Below are 20,762 nucleotides of genomic sequence, written 5' to 3'. Positions count from 1 at the left end.
AATCTGAGGCGTCGCGACGAATCCTCATCCACGCGACCGATGCTATCGGCCGAATCAGATATCGAGCCCGATATCGAGCACCCGCACCGAGTGCGTGAGCGCACCCACCGCGAGATAGTCGACGCCCGTTCCCGCATATTCCGCCGCGCTTTGCAGCGACAGCCCGCCAGAGGATTCCAGCTTGGTCGCAGGTGACCGAGAGTCGCGGCGCTGCACCGCGATCTGCGTCTGCCACACGGGAAAGTTGTCGAGCAGCACGAGCTCGACGTTCTCCGCCAGCACCTCGTCGAGCTGCTCGAGTGAGTCGACCTCGACCTCGCATTCGATATCCGGCGCCGACGCGCGCACCGCGCGCAAGGCCGCCACCACCGACCCGGCCGCGGCGACGTGGTTGTCCTTGATCAGCGCCGCATCACCCAGCCCCATGCGGTGGTTGACCCCTCCGCCGACGCGCACCGCGTATTTCTGCAGTGCGCGCAAGCCCGGCAGCGTCTTACGGGTGTCGCGGATCTTCGCCGCACTCCCGGCGACCGCTTCGACCCACGCCGCCGTCGCGGTCGCGATGCCCGACAGGTGACAGACCAGGTTCAGCGTGGTGCGCTCGGCGGTCAGCAGCCCCTGCGTGGGCGCCTCGACGGTGAGCACAACGCCACCGGGTTCGAGCCGGGCACCGTCCTCGACACGATGCTTGACCAGGTAGTTGTCGGGACCGATCACCTCGTCGAAGGCGAGCAGGGCGATGTCCACACCGGCGATCACGCCGGCCTCGCGCACCACCATCGACGCCGTCGTCCTCGCGTCGGCGGGCACTGTCGCCAGCGTGGTGACATCGGGTCCGTACCGCAGGTCTTCTTCGAGCGCGCGGGCGATGACGCTGCGAGCCTCGGTGAGCTCGTCGGCGGTCAACTCCATCAGCAGCACACTTCCGCCGGTACCAGGACGCGCGCCTGTAGCGGGTCGACGTCGGGGTAGTCGCGGCGATGATGGCAGCCCCGAGATTCGGTGCGGGTCAACGCCGCTGCGGCGACCGCCGCCGCAGCGGTGGTCAGCGCGGCGTCCTCGAAGTCGGCGCGCGAGTCGATCACGCGGGGCGGCGCGGTGTCGAGTTCCTTGGCCAGGATCCGCAGACCGTCTGCGTCGCGAACCACCCCGGCGTTCTTGGTCATCGCCCGCTGCAGATCGGCACGGGGCAGCGCGCGCCGCACCACCGGCTCCGGCGGCCGTGCCGTCACCGATCCGGCGGCCGAAGCGTGTGCGGCGGCGGCATTTCCGGCCCTGTCCCCTACCACGAGACCCTCGAGCAGGCTGTTCGACGCCAGCCTGTTCGCACCGTGCATGCCCGTACGCGCGACCTCACCCGCGGCGAACAGGCCGGCCAACTCGGTGCGCCCGTACGCATCGGTGACCACGCCGCCGCAGCTGTAGTGCGCGCCGGGTAGCACGGGGATGGCCTCCAGCGTGGGATCGATTCCGGCCGCTCGGCATGCCGCGGTCACCGTCGGGAATCGATCCTCGAAGTTGTCGATTCGCCGGGCGTCGAGAAACACGCAGGGCGCGCCGGTCTGCTCGATGCGGGCGTGGATCGCCGCGGCTACCACATCGCGTGGCGCCAGATCGCCCATCGGGTGAACCCCGTCGGTGACCGAACGACCTTGCGAGTCAACGAGTATCGCACCCTCGCCGCGAACGGCCTCGGTGATCAGCGGGCGCCTACCGCCGTTGTGGCCGTCGAAGAGCATGGTGGGGTGGAACTGGATGAACTCGATGTCGCTGACCTCAACTCCGGCCCACATCGCCAGCGCGACACCGTCTGCCGTCGACCCATCGGGGTTTGTGGTCGCCGAGTAGAGGTGGCCCAGTCCCCCGGTCGCGAGAATCACCGACGGCGCGTGCACCACGCCGAACCCGTCGTCGTTGAGCACCAGCACCCCGGTGACCGCGCCTGCGTCATGCAGGATCTCGACCGCGACATGGTTGGGGCGGATGTCCAGCGTGGCCGCGGCGCCGTTGAGGGTTCGCTGTACCTCGGCGCCGGTCGCGTCGCCGCCGGCGTGGATGATCCGGCGCCGCGAATGCCCACCCTCGCGGGTCAGCGACCACGTGCCCGGTGTCGACTCGTCGAACTGCGCACCGTGCTCAACTAGTTCGGCCACCGCGCGGTAGCCGTCGGTCACGATCGAGCGCACGGCGTCCGGATCGCACAGGCCCGCGCCCGCCGCGAGCGTGTCGGCGATGTGCGCCTCGATCGAGTCGCCGTCCTCGCGCAGAGTGTCGGGCAGCACGACGGCGATCCCGCCCTGGGCGTAGAACGTCGCGGTGGTTCCCACCAGTTTGGGGGCCTTGCTGAGCACCATGACTTTTCGGCCACGACGGTGTGCGGCCAGGGCGGCCACCAGGCCCGCCACTCCGGTCCCGATCACCACGACGTCGGCGCGCTGCTGCCAATGGCCGGCCCACCTGCCGGCACCGCAACCCGCCGGGCGCGTCATTCTCCGCCGCCGGGCTGGCCGATCGCGATCATGCGCTGCACGCTGGCCCGCGCCAGCCGCGCGGTCTCGGGATCGACGTGCACCTCGTCCTTGCCCTCCCCCAGGCAACGCAGCAGCGCGGCGGGGGTGATCATCTTCATGAACCGGCAGGACGCGCGGTCGTTGACGGCCATGAAGTCGACATCCGGTGCGGCACGGCGCAACTGGTGCAGCATCCCGACCTCGGTGGCGACCAGCACCTGCCGTGCGCCGGTCTCCCGCGCGGCATCCAGCATGCCGCCCGTCGACAGAATCTTGACCCGGTCCTCGGGAACGGCGCCCTCACCGGCGAGGTACAAAGCCGATGTCGCGCAACCGCATTCGGGGTGGACGAACAGCTCGGCATCCGGGTGGGAGCGGGCCTGGTCGGCGAGTTCGTCGCCGTTGATCCCGGCGTGCACGTGGCATTCGCCCGCCCACACGTGCAGGTTCTTGCGGCCCGTGACGCGCCGGACGTGCGCACCGAGGAACTGGTCCGGGCAGAACAGCACCTCGCGGTCATCGGGAATCGAGGCCACCACCTCGACCGCGTTCGATGACGTGCAGCAGATGTCGGTCTCGGCCTTCACCGCCGCGGTGGTGTTGACGTAGGACACCACGACCGCGCCGGGGTGCTCGGCCTTCCACGCGCGCAGTTCGTCGGCGGTGATGGAGTCGGCCAGCGAACAACCGGCTCGCTGGTCCGGGATGAGCACCGTCTTGTCCGGGGACAGGATCTTGGCTGTCTCAGCCATGAAGTGCACGCCGCAGAACACGATGGTGTCCTCGGGCACGTCGGCGGCGATTCGCGACAGCGCCAGCGAGTCACCGACGTGATCGGCGACGTCCTGGATGGCGGGCAACTGGTAGTTGTGCGCCAGCAGCGTGGCGCCCCGCAGATCGGCAAGGCGACGAACTTCGGCGGCCCACTCCTCGTCACCGTCGACCCCGGAGAAACCGGCAGGACCGTCGACGATGCGGCTCGAAAGGTTGTCCGCGGGCATCCGGTCCAGAACCGTCATCGCCGCCTCCTTCGTCCAAATCGAGTTTTCGACTTACAATCGAAAACATGGCACATATTAGCACCGCCCACGAGGTGCTCGCCGCGGTGTTCCAGGTTCGGGAAGTCGCCGGCGGGAAATCAGCACTTCATGTGCTGTTGTGGCAGCGGGCACTCGATCCGCAACGCGGCAGGTGGTCGCTTCCCGGCGGACGTCTCGGCGACGACGAAGACATGACGAGCTCGGTGCGCCGTCAACTGGCCGAGAAAGTGGACCTCCGTGAGCTTGCCCACCTCGAGCAGCTGGCGGTGTTCTCCGATCCGCATCGCGTCCCTGGTGATCGCATGATCGCGTCGACGTTTCTCGGGCTGGTGCCCTCCCCCGCCACCCCGGAGTTGCCGCCGGACACGCGCTGGCATCCGGTGAGCGACCTGCCGCCGATGGCGTTCGATCACGGCACCATGGTCGAACACGCACGCACCAGGCTGGTCGCCAAGCTCTCTTATACGAATATTGGATTTGCCCTGGCACCAACGGAATTCGCTCTATCGGCGTTGAGGGACATCTACAGCGCCGCGCTCGGCCACCACGTCGACGCCACCAATCTGCAACGCGTGCTCGAACGCCGCAACGTCATCACCCGCACGGGCACGACGGCGCGGTCCGGGCGCAGCGGCGGCCGCCCCGCGGCGTTGTACCGGTTCACCCAGGCGCGCTACCGCGTGACCGACGAGTTCGCCGCCCTGCGCCCGCCCGGGTGAGTCGACTGGATTCTTAAGGCTTCCTTAAGTAAGAATGGCCGAATGTCTCTGGGCAACGCCGCGCCAGCATCAGGTGCCGAGTGGATCGGGCACGTCCCCCACGAGGACCTGACCCGCGGCACCCGTCCGCAGCTTCCCGCCGATGACCCGTTCTACGAACCGCCCAGCGGCTTTCAGCACGCCGAACCGGGGACCGTGCTGCGCAGTCGCGATGTCGAGCTGGCGTTTCTCGGGCTGATCCCGCAGAAGTTCACCGCGACGCAGCTGCTGTACCGCACCACCGACATGACCGGTGCGGCAGAAGCCACCGTGACCACGGTGATCGTGCCCGCCGAACGTGCGAATCGCGACGTCATACCGGTGATCTCCTACCAGTGCGCCATCGATGCGGTGTCCTCGCGCTGCTTCCCGTCGTACGCGTTGCGCCGCAAGGCGCTGGCTCCCGGCGCGCTCGCCCAGCTGGAGTTCCTGCTGATTGCCGCCGCGCTCGCCGAGGGGTGGGCGGTGTCGGTGCCCGACCACGAGGGCGCGCACGGGCTGTGGGGCACACCGTACGAGCCGGGCTATCGCATTCTCGACGGCCTGCGTGCGGCTGTGAGCTGCGAACGGCTCGGGTTGGACGAATCGGCGCCCATCGGGCTGTGGGGCTACTCAGGCGGCGGCCTGGCGTCGGCCTGGGCGGCCGAGATGCACAGCCAGTACGCCCCCGAGCTCAACATCGTCGGCGCGGTGCTCGGCTCCCCGGTCGGAGACCTCGGGAGCGCCTACCGGCGGCTCAACGGCAGCCTGTACTCGGGTCTGCCCGCGATGGTGGTGGCGGCGCTGACCCATGTCTATCCGGAGCTGGACCGCGTCATCCAGCAGCACGCCACCGATGCGGGCAAGTCGATGCTGATGCGCATTCAGGACATGACCACCGCCCAGGCGGTGCTGCGATTCGCGGGCATGGACATGGGCAAGCTGGTCGACCGGCCGCTCAATGAAATCCTCGACCTGCCCGAGGTCAAGCACGTCTTCGACAGCATCAAGCTGGGCACCGCGGTGCCCACCCCACCCGTGCTGATCGTGCAGGCCGTCCACGACAAGATCGTTTCGGTCGACGACATCGATGAGCTCAGCGAGATCTATCGCAGCGGCGGCGCCTCGGTGACCTATCACCGCGACATGTTCAGCGAACACATGCTGCTGCACCCGATGTCGGCGCCGATGGCCCTGCGTTGGCTGATCGACCGGTTTGACGGTAAGCCGCTGTCGGAGCATCTGGTCCGCACCACGTGGCCGACGCTGCTGAACCCGATGACCTATGTCGGAATGACGCGGCTGGTCCGCATCGCGGTCAAGGTGATGACGGGCCGGAAGGTGGAGCGCTCTCCCCTGTGACGTCTGCCGTGGCCGGTGGTGGGACGAACGCCGGCACCTCGACCGGCGGCCAGGCACCGAGATCGTCGCGCGCGGTGGAGACCGCGGCCAACGAGTAGACGAGCGCGGCCACCGCGGCGGGAAACAGGATGGTCAACGCCGCCTGCAGCGGGGAGGGCCCGAAGAAGACCGGCGGCGCCTCGGTAACGTAGTGCACGCGGTGTTCGGGGGTCACCGGCGCGGCGGCGACGTCGATGGTCCCGTAGCGCAGGTGCACCAGAAGCGCGCCCACACCGGCGGCCACCCCCGCGGCCAGCATGCATCCGGTCGCCAGCGCCGCCGTCATCACCGGTCCGCGGTGCGCCCGCCACTGCCACGCCGCGACCGCGGCGACGGCCCCGACGACGCACAGCATGCCGACGAGCAGGAAGGCCGCCACGAAGAAATGGTCGCTCTCGTTGCCCAGGTGCGCGCGGACGCGCTCACCGTCCCGCGCCAACGCGACGACACCATGGACAGGCGGCGCCAGCCACGCCCACAGTGCGCCGACCGCAGCGCCGGTCGCCGTCAGCGCCACGGCGACGGTCAGTGCCGCACGGACACGTGAGAAGCGTGGCGCCTCAACGTCGTTCATCGCAGCTCCAGATCTTTCGAATCTGTCAGCCCGTGCCGTGAGCACTTGGCCGACCAGCCGTCGGGGCGCACCTGGACGATCATCCGCCGGCCGCATTCGGCGCAGAACCGGGGCGGCTCCAGACCCAGCTGGGCCGCGGTCGGCACCGTCGTGCCGTCGGGCTCGCCCGTGTAGACGTTGAACGCCATACCTGTACGTTCTACCGGCTGGCCTCAGAGACTGGCATTGAGCGCCTTGATCGGCATCTGCAAATCGTCGAGCAGCTCCAGATCGGCCTCGGCCGGCCGCCCCAGCGTGGTCAGGTAGTTACCGACGATGACGGCGTTGATCCCGCCGAGAATGCCCTTCTTCGCGCCGAGATCGCCGAGGGTGATCTCCCGGCCACCCGCGAAACGCAGCATGGTGCGGGGCAACGCCAGACGGAAGGCCGCGACGGCCCTGAGCGCGTCGGCGGCGGGCAGCACCTCGAGGTCGCCGAACGGGGTGCCCGGCCGTGGGTTGAGGAAGTTCAGGGGGACCTCGTGCGGATCGAGTTCAGCCAGATTGGCGGCGAATTCGGCGCGTTGTTCGAGGGTTTCGCCCATGCCCAGGATGCCGCCGCAGCACACCTCCATGCCGGCCTCGCGGACCATTTGCAGGGTGTCCCAACGCTCTTCCCATGTGTGCGTGGTGACGACGTTGGTGAAGAACGACCGCGCGGTCTCCAGATTGTGGTTGTACCGGTGCACGCCCATCTCGGAGAGCCGCTCGACCTGCTCCTTGGTCAACATGCCCAGCGAGCAGGCGATCTGGATGTCGACCTCGTTGCGGATCGCCTCGATTCCCGCGGCGACCTGTGCCAGCAGCCGCTCGTCGGGTCCGCGCACCGCGGCCACGATGCAGAACTCGGTCGCACCGGTCTTCGCGGTCTGCTTGGCCGCCTCCACCAGGCTCGGCACGTCCAACCATGCGCTGCGCACGGGTGAGGCGAAAAGCCCTGACTGCGAACAGAAGTGGCAATCCTCTGGGCAGCCGCCGGTCTTCAGGCTGATGATGCCCTCGACCTCCACGTCGGGACCGCACCACGCCATGCGCACCTCGTGTGCCAACGCGAGCAGGTCGTCGAGGCGGTCATCCGGCAACTGCAGCACTTGCAGCGTCTGGTCCTGATTCAGGCCTTCGCCGCGCTCGAGCACCTGCTCGCGGGCCACTGCCAGAATGTCGCTCACTGATCACCTCTGTCACTTGAACACGTCGGCGAGCCGACAATTGAACGGTGTTCAGGTTAGGGTACGGGCGTGCAGCTTCACAAACGCGACGTGGTGGCCGCGGCGGCCACGTTGTTGGACAGCTACGGCCTTGCCGACCTGACCATGCGCCGGCTGGCACGCGAGCTCGAGGTCTCCCCCGGGGCGCTGTACTGGCACTTCACCAGCAAGCAGCAGCTGCTGGGTGCGGTCGCCGACCGCATCCTCGAGGCCGTCGGCGACGCCACGGGAGCCTGGCGGGACCGGGTGTCGAGTGTCTGTGCGGCGCTGCGCGATGCGCTCTTGTCGCACACCGACGGCGCCGAGCTGGTGTCGGCCAGCTTCGCGGCTGGGCAGTCGACCGCGATGGCGCAGATCCTCGAACGGCTCACCGAGGCGGCCGCCGACGCCGGGGTGCCCGTCGGCCACGCCGAGCTGGCCGCCCGCACCGTCGTGTACTACGTGTTGGGCTTCACCGTCGACGAGCAGTCGCGGCTGCAGTGGGACGCCGCCGGCGCCGACCTGCCCAGCGACCAGTCGGTACTCACCGAGGACGCCTCGGCACGGTTCCGCTTCGGGGTGGAACTGCTCATCAGCGGGATCCGCGTCGGCGAACGTGAGTTCGTTCGCGAAGATTCGCCGATCTCTCACGCATAAGCGCACTCTCGACGAGGATCGGAGCAGTGATCACCGTCGACGACGTGCGGCGCATCACCGCCGCGTTGCCGCGGTCATCCGAGGCGGTGGTCCGCGACAGCGTCAGGTTTCGGGCGGGGCGCCTGGTCTACGTCGCGTTCTCGCGCGACGAGACGGTGATGGGGGTCGCCTTCCCCAAGGAGGAGCGGGCCGCGATGGTGGCCGCCGAGCCCGACAAGTTCGCGTTGCCGCGCAAGTCGGAGATGCGGTTCAACTGGATTCTGGTCAGGCTCGACGCGATCGCCTACGACGAACTACGCGAGCTGGTGATCGACGGTTGGCGGATGTGCGTGCCGAAAAGTGTTGGCGCAACGGTCAGCTGATCGGATACTCGACCCGGTTGTCGCCGTCCCAATGACGCAGGCCGGTCACCGTACCTCGCAGTTCGCGCCCCACAGACTTGAGCGTCAGCGCGGTGGGAAGCTTGTCGGGCCCGACGCGACGGGCCAGCGTCACGTGCGGCGTCCACTGCCCCGGATCGGCGTGGCCCAGGACGCCGGCCGGCATGTGCGGCAGGCACAGGTCGTGCACGTGGCGGTGCAACGCCAGCAGTTCCTCCGAGGGCACCACCAGTCGCACCAGGGTGAACACGCGGCCGCCGAACAGCATCGGCGCTCCGATGGTGCAGGTCAGCGGGAGCCGCTTCAGCACCGGACGTAATGCGGTATTGGCCGCCTCGTCGATGTTCTCGGCGACGGTCACCGTGATGTGCGGCCGATTGCTCGGCGACGTGTTGCTGGCCTGACTGCGGATCCCGGCGCGCGTGAGGTCGTCCCAGACAGCGCGGATCTTCGCGTCGGTGTCCGGATCGAAGATCAGCTCGACGGAATGCACCATGCCTACACCAGACTTCGGACCCACGCGGGGTCGAAGGCGCCGGCGCTCATGCGCTCGAACTCCGCAGCGGTCAGTGCCCCGGCACCCGCAGGCAGGATCGCCCGCACGGGAGCCAGCTCGGCCAGCGCCTCGAGGTTGCCCTGCTCGGCGACACCCGGCGCGGACGGCCATGCGCCGATTACCAATCCGGCACACGAAATGCCTTTGCTGGCAAGGGCTTCCAGTGTCAACGCGGTGTGATTGAGCGTGCCCAGGCCGGCGGAGACGACGACCAGCACCGGCGCGCCCAGCTCGGCCGCGACGTCGCGCAGCGTCGCTCCCGCTCCGATTTCGACGAGCAACCCGCCGGCCCCCTCGACGAGGGTCAGCGACGCGGTCACCGATTGCACCGATTCGACGAGTTCGGCGCGCGTCGGCAGCGTCATCCCCGCTCTTCGCGCGGCCGCGACGGGCGCCAGCGGCTCGGGATACCGCCATCCGCCGTGCAGCCGCGTCCCACCCGAGAGCCGCCCGACGTCGGCGAGGTCGTCGTCGCGGGGACTGCCGGTCTGGACGGGTTTGCACACCGCGACATCGATGCCCGCAAGCCGGGCATGGCATGCCAGGGCGGCGGTGGCGACCGTCTTCCCGACGCCGGTGTCGGTGCCCGTGACGAGGAGCGTGCTCACCGGCGCGCGGTCGCCAGCACGTCGGTGAGCACCTCGCCCGCCAACTGCATCTCGTCGTCGGTCAGCGACGCCCGGGCGGTCAGTCGCAGCCGCGAAGTGCCTGCGGGCACCGTCGGAGGGCGGAAGCACCCCACCCGGACACCGCGATCCAGGCACGCCACCGCGGCGCCGAAGGCGACCTCGGGGTCACCGAGAATCACCGACACGACGGCCGATTCGGGCCGCTCGGGCACCGCGCAGATCGACGCGAGTTCCGCGGCGCGGTCGATCACGGCCGCTGCGCGCCACGGCTCGGCGATCAGGATGTCGAGTGCCGCCCAGGCCGCACCGACGGCGGCGGGCGCGAGTCCGGTGTCGAAGATGAACGGCCGCGCCGCGTCGATCAGGTGATCGCGCACGGCCTCCGGGCCCAGCACCACGCCGCCTTGACTGCCCAGCGCCTTGGACAGCGTCGTCGTCATCACGATGTCGGGCGCACCCGCCAAACCGACTTCGTGCAACAGCCCGCGTCCGCCCGTGCCGCGGACGCCCAGACCGTGGGCCTCGTCGACGATCAGCAGTGCGCCGTGGTGCCGACATACGTCGTGCAGGGCGCGCAACGGGGCTAGGTCGCCATCGGCGGAGAAGACGGAGTCCGTCAGCACCACCGCACGCTCCTCACCGCGCGCCGACAGCGCCGCCTCCACCGCGGCGACGTCACGATGGGGCGTGACGACGACTCGCGCCCGCGACAACCGGCACGCGTCGACCAACGACGCGTGGGTGAGGGCGTCGGACACCAGCAGCGACCCGGCACCCGACAGCGCGACGACCGCGCCGAGGTTGGCGGTGTAGCCGGAGGAGAACACCAGCGCTGACTCCGCGCCGACGAACTCGGCCAGCGCCCGCTCGAAACCTTCGTGCAGTTCGGTGTTTCCGGTCACCAGCCGTGATCCGGTGGAACCCGCACCCCAGGTCCGCAATGCGGCCACCCCGCCGTCGATGACCGCGGGGTGCTGCGACAGGCCCAGATAGTCGTTGGAGGCCAGGTCGAGTTCGGTGCCGACCGGTGGCCGCGGACGCAGGGAACGGCGCAGACCCGCGGCGCGCCGCTGCCTTTCGACATCGTCGAGCCACGCCAGCGGTGAGAGACCTGCGCGCGTCACCGTGCTCCTCGCATCGGACTTGAACAGCGTTCAGGTTAAGTCACCTGCGCGCGACGGCACAAATGCGGTTCACACCGCCCGGGCGACGGCCACCATCCCCGCGGTGATCTGCGCGATCTCTTCGGGCGTGCAGATGTACGGCGGCATCGCGTAGATGAGGTTGCGGAACGGGCGCAGCCACAGCCCGTGCTCCAGGGCCGCGGGCGTCGCGACCTTCAGGTCGACGGGTCGGTCCATCTCGACGACCCCGATGGCGCCGAGCACCCGCACGTCGGCCACACCGGGCAGCGACGAGGCGGCGGCCAGCCCCGAACGCAGTCCCGCCTCGATCTCGCGCACCCGCGTCCGCCAGTCCTGGCCGACCAGCAGCTCGACCGCGGCGACCGCGACCGCGCACGCCAGCGCGTTGGCCATGAAGGTGGGGCCATGCATCAACGCGCCGGGCTCATTCGAGCTGATCGTGTCGGCGATTTCGCGCGTGCACAGGGTCGCCGCCAACGTGATGTAGCCGCCGGTCAGCGCCTTGCCGACGCACATGATGTCGGGGCTCACGCCCGCGTGGTCGGCGGCGAACAGTTCACCGGTGCGGCCGAAGCCGGTCGCGATCTCGTCGAAGATCAGCAGCACCTCGTGCCGTGAGCAGATATCGCGAAGCGAGGCGAGGTACCGAGGGTCGTGGAAACGCATCCCGCCCGCGCCCTGCACGACGGGTTCGACGATCACCGCGGCCAGTTCGTCGGCGTGTTGGGCCAACTGCCTCTCGAACGCCTCGATGTATCCGGCGTCGTAGTCGCGCGGCACCGGCGGCGCGAACTCCTGCGCCATCAGCACATCGGTCCACAATGCGTGCATCCCGCCGTCCGGGTCGCACACGCTCATCGGGGTGAAGGTGTCGCCGTGGTATCCCCCGCGCCACGTCATCAGGCGATGTTTGGCGCCCCGCCCCAGGCTCCGCCAGTACTGCAGCGCCATCTTCACGGCGACCTCGACCGATACCGATCCCGAGTCGCTGAAGAACACGGTGTCCAGGCCGTCGGGGGTGATCTCGACGAGCAACTGCGCGAGCCGCGCGGCCGGTTCGTGGGTGAGCCCACCGAACATGACGTGATTCATGGTGGCGAGCTGATCGGTGACGGCGGCGTCGAGCACCGGATGCCCATGGCCGTGGATCGCGGTCCACCACGAAGCCATCGCATCGAGAACCTGCAGCTCGCGGCCCTCGTGATGAAGTGTGAGCCAGGCGCCGCGGGCCCCGACCGCGACGACGGGGGCCAAGGCTTCCGCGCCGATCGTGCTATAGGGATGCCAGACGTGGGCGGCGTCGATCGCACCGATCTCGGCAGGCGTCAGTCCCGGCACCTTCGGTAGATTATCGGTCGACCATGATGACCCTCGCCCCTGCCCGGTCGGCGCCCGTCCGTTATCCGGGACGTCCGTCGCGCGCCGCGAAAGTTTCGAGCGGCACCCGCTCTTCAGCGGCCTACCGGCACGATCTCGACGGTTTGCGCGGCATCGCGATCGCGCTCGTCGCCGTCTTTCACGTGTGGTTCGGCCGGGTGTCCGGCGGTGTGGACGTGTTCCTCGCGTTGTCGGGCTTCTTCTTCGGCGGACGCCTGCTGCGCGCGGCGATGACGCCGGGTGTGTCGCTGCGGCCCGGGCCCGAGGTGTCGCGGCTGATCCGGCGGTTGCTGCCCGCGCTGGTGGTCGTGCTCGCGGCGTCCGCGGTGCTGACCGTGCTGATCCAGCCGCAGACGCGCTGGGAGACCTTCGCCGACCAGAGCCTGGCCAGCCTCGGGTACTTCCAGAACTGGGAACTCGCCAACTCCGCGTCGAACTACCTGCGCGCGGGCGAGGCGGTGAGCCCGCTGCAGCACATCTGGTCGATGTCGGTGCAGGGCCAGTTCTACATCGCGTTCCTGGCGATAATCTTCTTGTCCGCCTTGCTGTTTCGACGGGTCTTCGGCCGGTACACGCGGGTGGCGTTCGTCGTGCTGCTCAGCGTGCTGACCATCGCGTCGTTCGTCTACGCCGTCTACGCCCACAACGCCGACCAGGCCACCGCGTACTACAACAGCTTCGCCAGGGCGTGGGAACTGCTGCTCGGGGCGCTGGTGGGTGCGCTCGTGACACATCTGCGGATGCCGATGTGGCTGCGGACGACGGCCGCGGTGGTGGCGCTGGCGGCGATCCTGGCGTGCGGCGCGCTGATCGACGGCGTCAGGGAGTTCCCCGGGCCGTGGGCGCTGGTCCCGGTCGGCGCCACCGTCCTGTTCATCCTGTCGGCGGCGAACCGGGTGGCCGACCCGCACACCGCGGGCCGGATGCCGCTGCCCAACCGCCTGCTCGCGTCGGCGCCCTTCGTATCGCTGGGCGCGATGGCCTACTCGCTGTATCTCTGGCACTGGCCGCTGCTGATCTTCTGGCTGTCCTACACCGGGCACAGCCGCGCCACCTTCGTCGAAGGGGCGGTGGTTCTGCTGGTGTCCGGGGTGCTGGCGTGGCTGACCACCAAGTACGTGGAGAACCCGCTGCGCTACCGCAGTGCCTCCGCCCAGCGCACGGTCGCGCCGAAGAAGGCGCGCCGGCGCAGGCCGCCGGTGGTGCTGGGGTCCGTGGTCGCCCTGCTGGGTGTCGCGTTGACCGTCACCTCGTTCACCTGGCGGGAGCATGTGCTCGTCCAGCGCACCAACGGGGCCGAACTCGTGTCGCTCTCGACCCAGGACTACCCCGGCGCCGCCGCGCTGCTGAGCAACGCCAGGGTGCCCAAGCTCCCGATGCGCCCCAGCGTGCTCGAGGCGAAGAACGACCTGCCGGAGACCACCGAGGACGGGTGCATCAGCGACTTCGAAACCGTCGACGTGATCAACTGCACCTACGGCGACAAGCACGCCAAGCGCACGATCGCGCTGGCCGGCGGATCGCACGCCGAACACTGGGTCACCGCGCTCGACCTGCTCGGCAAACGGCACCACTTCAAGATCGTCACCTATCTGAAGATGGGGTGCCCGTTGACCACCGAAGAGGTGCCGCTGGTGATGGGCGACAATCGCCCGTACCCGAAGTGCCATGAGTGGAACAAGCGGGTGATGGCCAAGATCGTGGCCGACCGGCCCGACTACGTCTTCACCACCTCCACGCGGCCCTGGAACATCAGGGCCGGTGACGTGATGCCCGCGACCTATGTCGGCATCTGGCAGGAATTGTCCGACAACAACATCCCGATCCTCGCCATGCGGGACACGCCCTGGCTGGTCCGCAACGGTGAACCGTTCTTCGCCGCTGACTGCCTCGCCGACGGCGGTGACGCCATCTCCTGTGGAACACGGCGATCCGACGTACTCTCGGAGCGCAACCCGACACTCGATTTCGTCGAGCGGTTCCCGCTGATGAAGCCGCTCGACATGAGTGATGCGGTGTGCCGCAAGGAGATTTGCCGAGCCGTGGAGGGGAATGTGTTGCTCTACCACGACGCTCATCACATCTCGAAGACGTATATGCGCACGATGGCCCCCGAACTCGGCCGTCAGATCGCCGCCGCCACCGGTTGGTGGGTTGGCTGATGCCTTCCGGCGAACCGGCTTCCCGCACGCGAGGAGGACCGGAGGCTTCCGTACCCACCGTCTGGCCGGGAGCGGCGTATCCCCTGGGCGCGACCTACGACGGCGCGGGCACCAACTTCTCGGTGTTCTCCGAGGTGGCCGACCGGGTCGAACTGTGCCTGATCGGCAAGGACGGCAGCGAGCAGCGGATCAACCTCGAAGAGGTCGACGGCTACGTCTGGCACTGCTACCTGCCGACGGTCACCCCGGGACAGCGCTACGGCTTTCGCGTGCACGGCCCGTGGGATCCCGCGGCGGGCCACCGGTGCGATCCGAGCAAGCTGCTGCTCGACCCGTACGGCAAGTCGTTCCACGGTGACTTCGAGTTCTCCCAGGCGCTGTTCTCCTACGACCTGAACGCCGAGGATCTCGCGTCCGGCGGTACCCCGCCGGGCGTCGACTCGCTCGGGCACACCATGACCAGCGTCGTGATCAACCCGTACTTCGACTGGGCCTCGGACCGCGCACCGCGCACGCCCTATCACGAGACGGTGATCTACGAGGCCCACGTCAAGGGCATGACCCAGCGGCATCCGGGTATCCCCGAGGGACTCCGCGGCACCTACGCGGGCCTGCACCACCCGGTGATCATCGACCACCTCAAGTCGCTGAACGTGACCGCCATCGAACTGATGCCGGTGCACCAGTTCCTCCACGATCACCGGCTCGTCGACCTCGGGCTGCGAAACTACTGGGGCTACAACACTTTCGGGTTCTTCGCGCCGCACCACGAATACGCCGCGAACAAGCATGCCGGCGGCGCGGTCGCCGAGTTCAAGACCATGGTCCGGGCGTTCCACGAGGCCGGGATCGAGGTCATCCTCGACGTGGTCTACAACCACACCGCCGAGGGCAACCATCTCGGCCCGACGCTGAACTTCCGGGGCATCGACAACGCCGCCTACTACCGGCTGCTCGACGGTGATCTCCGGCTGTACAAGGACTTCACCGGGACCGGCAACAGCCTCAACGCCCGCCACCCGCACACCCTGCAGCTGATCATGGACTCGTTGCGGTACTGGGTGATGGAGATGCACGTCGACGGGTTCCGGTTCGACCTGGCCGCCACCCTGGCCCGCGAGTTCTATGATGTCGACCGCCTGAGCGCGTTTTTCGACCTGGTGCAACAGGATCCGGTGGTCAGCCAGGTCAAGCTGATCGCCGAACCGTGGGACGTCGGCGAAGGCGGCTACCAGGTCGGCAATTTCCCAGGTTTGTGGACCGAGTGGAACGGGAAGTATCGCGACACTGTGCGTGATTACTGGCGGGGCGAGCCCGCAACCCTCGGCGAGTTCGCATCGCGGCTGACCGGTTCATCCGACCTCTACGAGGCGACCGGCCGGCGCCCCAGCGCGAGCATCAACTTCGTCACCTGCCACGACGGCTTCACGTTGAACGACCTGGTGTCTTACAACGAGAAACACAACGAGGCCAACGGCGAGGACAACCGCGACGGCGAGAGCCACAACCGGTCGTGGAACTGCGGTGTCGAGGGCCCAACGGACGATCCGGACATTATGGCGCTGCGCGGTAAGCAGATGCGCAACATCATGGGCACGCTGATGGTTTCGCAGGGCACGCCGATGATCTCGCACGGCGACGAGATCGGCCGCACCCAGCGGGGCAACAACAACGTGTACTGCCAGGACTCCGAGATCTCCTGGATGGACTGGTCGCTGTGCGAGAAGAACGCCGACCTGCTCGAGTTCACCCGCAAGGTCACTCAGCTGCGCACAGACCACCCGGTCTTCCGCAGGCGCAGATTCTTCGAGGGCAAGCCGATCCGCAGCGGCGATCAGGTCCGTGACATCGCGTGGCTGACTCCCGCCGGTGAGGAGATGACCCTGGAAGACTGGGGTACGGGACTGGGTAAATGTGTTGCGGTGTTCCTCAACGGTGACGCCATCGCGGCGCCGAACGAACGCGGGGAGCGAGTCGTCGACGACTCATTCCTGTTGTGCTTCAACGCCCATGACCGTCCACAGGACTTCGTCACTCCGTCGGGCGACTACGCGAAGGAGTGGACCGCGGCGCTGGACACGGCGGACACCACCGGGTCCACCGAGCTGGTGGCCAAGGCCGGCGAGAAGATCTCGCTGCCGGCGCGCTCGCTGCTGGTCATGCGCAAGACGGCCTGATGGCGCTACAGATGCCGGTCCAGTCGACGTACCGCCTCCAGATGCGGGGCGACTCTTTCACATTCGCCGATGCCGAGAAACTGCTCGATTACTACTCGGCGCTCGGCGTGTCCCATCTGTACCTGTCGCCGATCCTCACCGCGGCCGAAGGGTCCACGCACGGCTACGACGTCACCGACCCGACGACGGTGTCCGCCGAGCTCGGCGGGCCCGAGGGGTTCGCACGCTTGTCGCGCGCGGCCCGCGACAAAGGCATCGGCTTGATCGTCGATATCGTGCCCAACCACGTGGGTGTGGAGAAACCGCGGCAGAACGCCTGGTGGTGGGACGTCCTCAAGCACGGACGCGCATCGGCCTACGCGTCCTTCTTTGATGTCGATTGGGATCTCGACGGCGGGCGCGTCGTGCTGCCGGTGCTCGGATCCGACGACGACGCCGACGATCTCGAGGTCGACACCAGCGGCGCCGAGCCCGTGCTGCGCCTCGGCGACCTCGTCTACCCCATCGCGCCCGGCACCGAGAACGGGACCGGTCCGCAGGTGCACGCTCGCCAGCACTATCACCTGATCGGTTGGAAGAACGGGGTCTGCGGCTATCGCCGTTTCTTTTCGATCACCTCGTTGGCCGGATTGCGCCAGGAGGACCGCGCCGTTTTCGACGCCACCCACGCCGAAGTGAAACGGTGGTTCGACGAGGGGTTGGTCGGCGGCATCCGCATCGATCACCCGGATGGGCTGTCGAACCCCGCCGGATATCTTTCCTGGCTGCGTGAACTCACCGGCCCCGACGCCTGGATCGTGATCGAGAAGATCCTGGCCGCAGACGAGCCGCTGGAGCCGACGCTGCCGGTGGCCGGCACCACCGGCTACGACGCGATGCGGGAGATCGGCGGGGTGTTCATCGATCCCTCGGGCGAGGAGGCGCTGACCAACCTGTTCGACTCCACCGGCTTGGCCTACAGTTCGATGCCGGATCTCGCGCGCACCCTCAAGGCGAATGCGGTGACCGAGACCCTGGGCAGTGAGCTGGCCCGGTTGCGCCGCACCATGGTCAGCGCCACCGGCACCGACCACCACGACCTCCCCGCAGCGATCGCCGCTCTGCTCAGCCGCATCGACGTCTACCGCTCCGACTACCGCTCGCTGTCGGGTGTCCTGCCCAGCGCGCTCGCTGAAACAGCCTCCGCGGAACCGGAATTGGCTGAGCCACTGGCGCTGATCGCAACCGCGCTGGCGGTCAGCAAGGAGGCCGAGGTCCGGTTGCAGCAGCTGTGCGGCGCGGCGACGGCGAAATCGATGGAGGACTGCCTGTTCTACCGCGACGCGCGACTGGTCTCGCTCAACGAGGTCGGTTCCGAACCGCACCATTTCGGGGTCAGCGTCGCCGAGTTCCACCAGCGGGCCGCGGTGCGCGCACGGATGTGGCCCGACGCGATGGTCGCGCTGACCACCCACGACACCAAGCGCGGTGAGGACGTCCGCGCGCGCATCGGAGTGCTGTCGCAGGTTCCGTCACTGTGGGCCGAGTATGTCACCGCGTGGGAGCAACGCACCCCGGCTCCCGACCGTACAACCGGTTTCTTCCTGCTGCAGAACATGTTTGGGGTCTGGCCGGCCGACGGCAGCGTGAGCGACGAGTTGCGTGAGCGACTGCATGCCTATGCGGAGAAGGCCATCCGCGAAGCCGCGGCGCACACCACCTGGAACGATCCGGACGACGACTTCGAGACCCGCCTACACGCCTGGCTGGACGCCGTGATCGATGGCCCGGTGGCCACGGAGATGTCTGGTTTGGTCGCGCGGCTCGACCTGCATGCCCGCAGCGACGCGCTCGGCCAGAAACTGTTGGCGCTCACCGCGCCCGGCGTGCCCGACGTCTACCAGGGCACCGAGCTGTGGGAGGACAGCCTGGTCGACCCGGACAACCGCCGGCCCGTCGACTACGCGGCTCGCCGCGATGCGCTGCAGGCGATGCGCCATCCCAAGCTGCGGGTGGCCGCCGCCGCGCTGGCCGTCCGAAAGGAGCGGCCGACAACGTTTTCGACCGGCGGCTACACCCCCGTGCTGGCCGACGGGCCCGCGGCGCAACACCTCGTGGCGTTCCTGCGCGGTGACGATGTCCTGACCGCGGTCACCCGGCATTCGGTGCGGCTCTCCGAAACCGGTTGGGCGGACACCGCTGTCGCCCTGCCCCCGGGCACCTGGGCGGACCGCATCGGCGGGCGTCGACACCACGGGCGGGTGCTGGCCGCCGAACTCTTCACCGACCTGCCGGTCGTACTGTTGGAGCGGGTCGATGGCTGAATTCAGCGTGTGGGCGCCGCGACCGCAACGGGTCCGGCTCGACGTCGACGGCACACTGCATGACATGACCCCGGCGGCCGAGGGGTGGTGGCGCGCCGAGGTCGAGGCCGCGTCCGACGCACGCTACGGCTTCGTCCTCGACGACGACCCGAAGGTGCTCCCCGATCCCCGCTCCCCCCGTCAGCCCGACGGCGTGCACGAGAGATCGCAGCTGTGGCAACCCGATCCGACGGCATGGACGGACGGCGACTGGGCAGGCCGCTCGATCGAGGGTGCGGTGATCTACGAGCTGCACGTTGGAACCTTCACCCCCGAAGGCACATTCGACGCGGTGATCGACAAGCTCGACTACCTCGTCGATCTCGGCGTCGACCTCGTCGAGCTGATGCCGGTCAACGCGTTCGGCGGGACCCACGGGTGGGGTTACGACGGTGTGCTCTGGTACGCGGTACACGAACCCTACGGCGGACCCGACGCGCTGGTGCGCCTGATCGACGCCTGCCACCAACGCGGACTCGGGGTGCTGATCGACGCCGTGTTCAACCACTTGGGCCCGTCGGGGAACTACCTGCCCAAGTTCGGGCCCTACCTGTCCAGCGGTAGCAATCCGTGGGGTGAGTCGATCAACATCGCCGACGCCGACGCCGACGAGGTGCGGCGCTACATCATCGACTGCGCGCTGCGCTGGATGCGCGACTTCCACGCCGACGGACTGCGCCTGGACGCGGTGCACGCGCTCGTCGACACGACGGCGATCCACATCCTCGAAGAGCTGTCGGCCGAAACCGATGCGCTGGCAGCGGAGTTGGGCCGGCCGCTGTCGTTGATCGCCGAGAGCGACCTCAACGATCCGCGGCTCATCACGCCCCGCGACCAGGGTGGACTGGGGATGACCGCGCAGTGGGACGACGACATCCACCACGCGATCCACTCCGCGGTATCCGGCGAACAGCAGGGCTACTACAACGATTTCGGCACGCTCGAGGCGCTGGCCGCGACGCTGAAGAACGGTTACTACCACGCGGGCACGTACTCGTCGTTCCGGCACCGCAGACACGGGCGTCCGTTGGACACCACCACCATCCCCGCCACCCGGCTGCTGGCCTACACGCTGACCCACGATCAGGTGGGCAACCGGGCGGTCGGCGATCGCCCGTCGCAGAACCTGACGTCCGGCCAGCTCGCCGTCAAAGCCGCCTTGGCACTCGGAAGCCCTTACACGGCCATGCTTTTCATGGGTGAGGAATGGGGGTCGTCGTCGCCCTTCCAGTTCTTCAGCTCACACCCCGAGCCGGAACTGGCGCGCGCCACGGCCGAGGGCCGCAAGCGCGAGTTCGCCGAGCACGGCTGGGACGCCGACGAGATCCCCGATCCGCAGGACCCCGAGACCTTTTTGCGCTCGAAGCTGAAGTGGGACGAGATCGACGAGGGTGACCACGGCCGGCTGCGGCGGGTGTACCGCGAGCTGATCGCGTTGCGGCACAACGAGCCCGACATGGCCGACCCGTGGCTGGACAACCTCAAGATCGACTACGACGAAGCCCGGCGCTGGATCGTGATGCACCGCGGGTCGTTCTCGATCGCATGCAATCTCGGCGCCGATGAGGTCGACGTTCCGGTCACCGGCGAGGTGGTGCTGGCGTGGGATCAGCCGACGGTCGGAGCGGATTCGACGCGGGTGCCGGGGCACTCCTTCGCTGTCATCCGCCGAAACTGAACTTATTCGCTACACGGCGGCCTTCGGTTCAGGGGGTCGATGCAACAGCACTCGTTTTGATTGAGGAGTGTTGTTGTGCCGCTTCCACCTCTTACCTTTGTTGTGCGCGAGTTTTGGGGTCATGTCAGTGATGGCTGTACGGCCGGGGATGCCGGTTTGGCGGTCGGCGTG

General features: G+C 68.3%; 18 protein-coding genes. 8 read left to right on the top strand and 10 right to left on the bottom strand.

Translation table 11 applies throughout. From position 1 onward, the window contains the following. Window positions 1-54: 54 nt before the first annotated feature. Genes nadC through nadA form a run of 3 tightly spaced genes read right to left on the bottom strand, consistent with a single transcriptional unit; the run spans window position 55 to window position 3,529 of the window. Window positions 55-912, bottom strand: coding sequence for a carboxylating nicotinate-nucleotide diphosphorylase (gene nadC / locus AU198_RS03880; RefSeq protein WP_064346286.1), 858 nt, complete (start codon window positions 910-912; stop codon window positions 55-57). Next, complete coding sequence (locus AU198_RS03875; RefSeq protein WP_064346190.1) at window positions 912-2,489, bottom strand: L-aspartate oxidase; 1,578 nt, start codon at window positions 2,487-2,489, stop codon at window positions 912-914. Before AU198_RS03875 ends, nadC begins: the two co-directional genes overlap by 1 nt. Beyond that, window positions 2,486-3,529, bottom strand: a complete 1,044-nt coding sequence (gene nadA, locus AU198_RS03870; RefSeq protein WP_064346189.1) for a quinolinate synthase NadA — start codon at window positions 3,527-3,529, stop codon at window positions 2,486-2,488. The genes AU198_RS03875 and nadA overlap by 4 nt, the downstream gene beginning before the upstream one ends. A 47-nt stretch (window positions 3,530-3,576) precedes the next feature. Between nadA and AU198_RS03865 the strand changes: the two genes are divergently transcribed. Beyond that, complete coding sequence (locus tag AU198_RS03865; RefSeq protein ID WP_064346188.1) at window positions 3,577-4,269, top strand: NUDIX hydrolase; 693 nt, start codon at window positions 3,577-3,579, stop codon at window positions 4,267-4,269. A 42-nt stretch (window positions 4,270-4,311) separates the two neighbouring features. Then, the gene (locus AU198_RS03860) at window positions 4,312-5,649 is read left to right on the top strand and encodes a lipase family protein (RefSeq protein WP_064346187.1); all 1,338 of its coding nucleotides are present in this window, start codon (window positions 4,312-4,314) and stop codon (window positions 5,647-5,649) included. On the opposite strand, the gene AU198_RS03855 is transcribed toward AU198_RS03860, so the two are convergent. From AU198_RS03855 to bioB, 3 genes are read right to left on the bottom strand one after another with little or no spacing between them, the layout of a single operon-like run. Beyond that, entirely contained in the window at window positions 5,606-6,262 is a 657-nt protein-coding gene (locus tag AU198_RS03855; RefSeq protein WP_064346186.1) for a DUF2567 domain-containing protein, read from the bottom strand. The two genes, AU198_RS03860 and AU198_RS03855, sit on opposite strands and share 44 nt — an antisense overlap. Further along, complete coding sequence (gene bsaP / locus AU198_RS03850; protein WP_064346185.1) at window positions 6,259-6,450, bottom strand: biotin synthase auxiliary protein BsaP; 192 nt, start codon at window positions 6,448-6,450, stop codon at window positions 6,259-6,261. The genes AU198_RS03855 and bsaP overlap by 4 nt, the downstream gene beginning before the upstream one ends. A gap of 24 nt (window positions 6,451-6,474) precedes the next feature. After that, window positions 6,475-7,470: a biotin synthase BioB gene (bioB, locus tag AU198_RS03845; RefSeq protein WP_064346184.1), complete on the bottom strand. Its 996-nt coding sequence runs from the start codon at window positions 7,468-7,470 to the stop codon at window positions 6,475-6,477. A gap of 69 nt (window positions 7,471-7,539) precedes the next feature. On the opposite strand from bioB, the gene AU198_RS03840 reads away from it, so the two are divergent. Together AU198_RS03840 and AU198_RS03835 are read left to right on the top strand one after the other, a co-directional pair. Beyond that, window positions 7,540-8,145: a TetR/AcrR family transcriptional regulator C-terminal domain-containing protein gene (locus AU198_RS03840; protein ID WP_064346183.1), complete on the top strand. Its 606-nt coding sequence runs from the start codon at window positions 7,540-7,542 to the stop codon at window positions 8,143-8,145. Between the two features lie 26 nt (window positions 8,146-8,171). Beyond that, complete coding sequence (locus AU198_RS03835) at window positions 8,172-8,507, top strand: MmcQ/YjbR family DNA-binding protein (RefSeq protein WP_064346182.1); 336 nt, start codon at window positions 8,172-8,174, stop codon at window positions 8,505-8,507. Here AU198_RS03835 and AU198_RS03830 read toward each other — a convergent pair. The 4 genes from AU198_RS03830 to AU198_RS03815 form a co-directional block, all read right to left on the bottom strand. Beyond that, the gene (locus AU198_RS03830) at window positions 8,500-9,021 is read right to left on the bottom strand and encodes a 2'-5' RNA ligase family protein (RefSeq protein WP_064346181.1); all 522 of its coding nucleotides are present in this window, start codon (window positions 9,019-9,021) and stop codon (window positions 8,500-8,502) included. The two genes, AU198_RS03835 and AU198_RS03830, sit on opposite strands and share 8 nt — an antisense overlap. A 2-nt stretch (window positions 9,022-9,023) precedes the next feature. Continuing rightward, complete coding sequence (bioD, locus tag AU198_RS03825) at window positions 9,024-9,689, bottom strand: dethiobiotin synthase (protein WP_064346180.1); 666 nt, start codon at window positions 9,687-9,689, stop codon at window positions 9,024-9,026. After that, entirely contained in the window at window positions 9,686-10,834 is a 1,149-nt protein-coding gene (locus AU198_RS03820) for an 8-amino-7-oxononanoate synthase (RefSeq protein ID WP_064346179.1), read from the bottom strand. The genes bioD and AU198_RS03820 overlap by 4 nt, the downstream gene beginning before the upstream one ends. Window positions 10,835-10,903: 69 nt before the next feature. Continuing rightward, on the bottom strand, window positions 10,904-12,193 hold the full coding sequence (locus tag AU198_RS03815; RefSeq protein ID WP_064346178.1) for an adenosylmethionine--8-amino-7-oxononanoate transaminase: 1,290 nt from the start codon (window positions 12,191-12,193) through the stop codon (window positions 10,904-10,906). A gap of 23 nt (window positions 12,194-12,216) precedes the next feature. On the opposite strand from AU198_RS03815, the gene sucT reads away from it, so the two are divergent. Genes sucT through treZ form a run of 4 tightly spaced genes read left to right on the top strand, consistent with a single transcriptional unit; the run spans window position 12,217 to window position 20,591 of the window. Then, entirely contained in the window at window positions 12,217-14,394 is a 2,178-nt protein-coding gene (gene sucT / locus AU198_RS03810) for an acetyltransferase SucT (protein WP_064346177.1), read from the top strand. After that, window positions 14,394-16,571 (top strand): glycogen debranching protein GlgX, encoded by a 2,178-nt coding sequence (gene glgX / locus AU198_RS03805; RefSeq protein ID WP_064346285.1) that lies wholly within the window; start codon window positions 14,394-14,396, stop codon window positions 16,569-16,571. Before sucT ends, glgX begins: the two co-directional genes overlap by 1 nt. Window positions 16,572-16,582: 11 nt before the next feature. Then, a complete protein-coding gene (treY, locus tag AU198_RS03800) occupies window positions 16,583-18,874 on the top strand; it encodes a malto-oligosyltrehalose synthase (protein ID WP_064346284.1) in 2,292 nt (763 codons plus the stop codon). Beyond that, window positions 18,867-20,591, top strand: a complete 1,725-nt coding sequence (gene treZ, locus AU198_RS03795; RefSeq protein ID WP_064346176.1) for a malto-oligosyltrehalose trehalohydrolase — start codon at window positions 18,867-18,869, stop codon at window positions 20,589-20,591. The genes treY and treZ overlap by 8 nt, the downstream gene beginning before the upstream one ends. Window positions 20,592-20,762 lie beyond the last annotated feature (171 nt).

This window comes from Mycobacterium sp. GA-1199, from assembly GCF_001500045.1.
Classification (GTDB): Bacteria; Actinomycetota; Actinomycetes; order Mycobacteriales; family Mycobacteriaceae; genus Mycobacterium.
This window is presented reverse-complemented; position numbering and strand designations above follow the sequence as displayed.

What these genes read in the sequence shown, in the direction of transcription:
- nadC (WP_064346286.1), bottom strand. Translation starts at nt 912, where the DNA reads ATGGAGTTGACCGCCGACGAGCTCACCGAGGCTCGCAGCGTCATCGCC.
- AU198_RS03875 (WP_064346190.1), bottom strand. Translation starts at nt 2,489, where the DNA reads ATGACGCGCCCGGCGGGTTGCGGTGCCGGCAGGTGGGCCGGCCATTGG.
- nadA (WP_064346189.1), bottom strand. Translation starts at nt 3,529, where the DNA reads ATGACGGTTCTGGACCGGATGCCCGCGGACAACCTTTCGAGCCGCATC.
- AU198_RS03865 (WP_064346188.1), top strand. Translation starts at nt 3,577, where the DNA reads ATGGCACATATTAGCACCGCCCACGAGGTGCTCGCCGCGGTGTTCCAG.
- AU198_RS03860 (WP_064346187.1), top strand. Translation starts at nt 4,312, where the DNA reads ATGTCTCTGGGCAACGCCGCGCCAGCATCAGGTGCCGAGTGGATCGGG.
- AU198_RS03855 (WP_064346186.1), bottom strand. Translation starts at nt 6,262, where the DNA reads ATGAACGACGTTGAGGCGCCACGCTTCTCACGTGTCCGTGCGGCACTG.
- bsaP (WP_064346185.1), bottom strand. Translation starts at nt 6,450, where the DNA reads ATGGCGTTCAACGTCTACACGGGCGAGCCCGACGGCACGACGGTGCCG.
- AU198_RS03830 (WP_064346181.1), bottom strand. Translation starts at nt 9,021, where the DNA reads ATGGTGCATTCCGTCGAGCTGATCTTCGATCCGGACACCGACGCGAAG.
- sucT (WP_064346177.1), top strand. Translation starts at nt 12,217, where the DNA reads ATGATGACCCTCGCCCCTGCCCGGTCGGCGCCCGTCCGTTATCCGGGA.
- glgX (WP_064346285.1), top strand. Translation starts at nt 14,394, where the DNA reads ATGCCTTCCGGCGAACCGGCTTCCCGCACGCGAGGAGGACCGGAGGCT.
- treY (WP_064346284.1), top strand. Translation starts at nt 16,583, where the DNA reads ATGCCGGTCCAGTCGACGTACCGCCTCCAGATGCGGGGCGACTCTTTC.
- treZ (WP_064346176.1), top strand. Translation starts at nt 18,867, where the DNA reads ATGGCTGAATTCAGCGTGTGGGCGCCGCGACCGCAACGGGTCCGGCTC.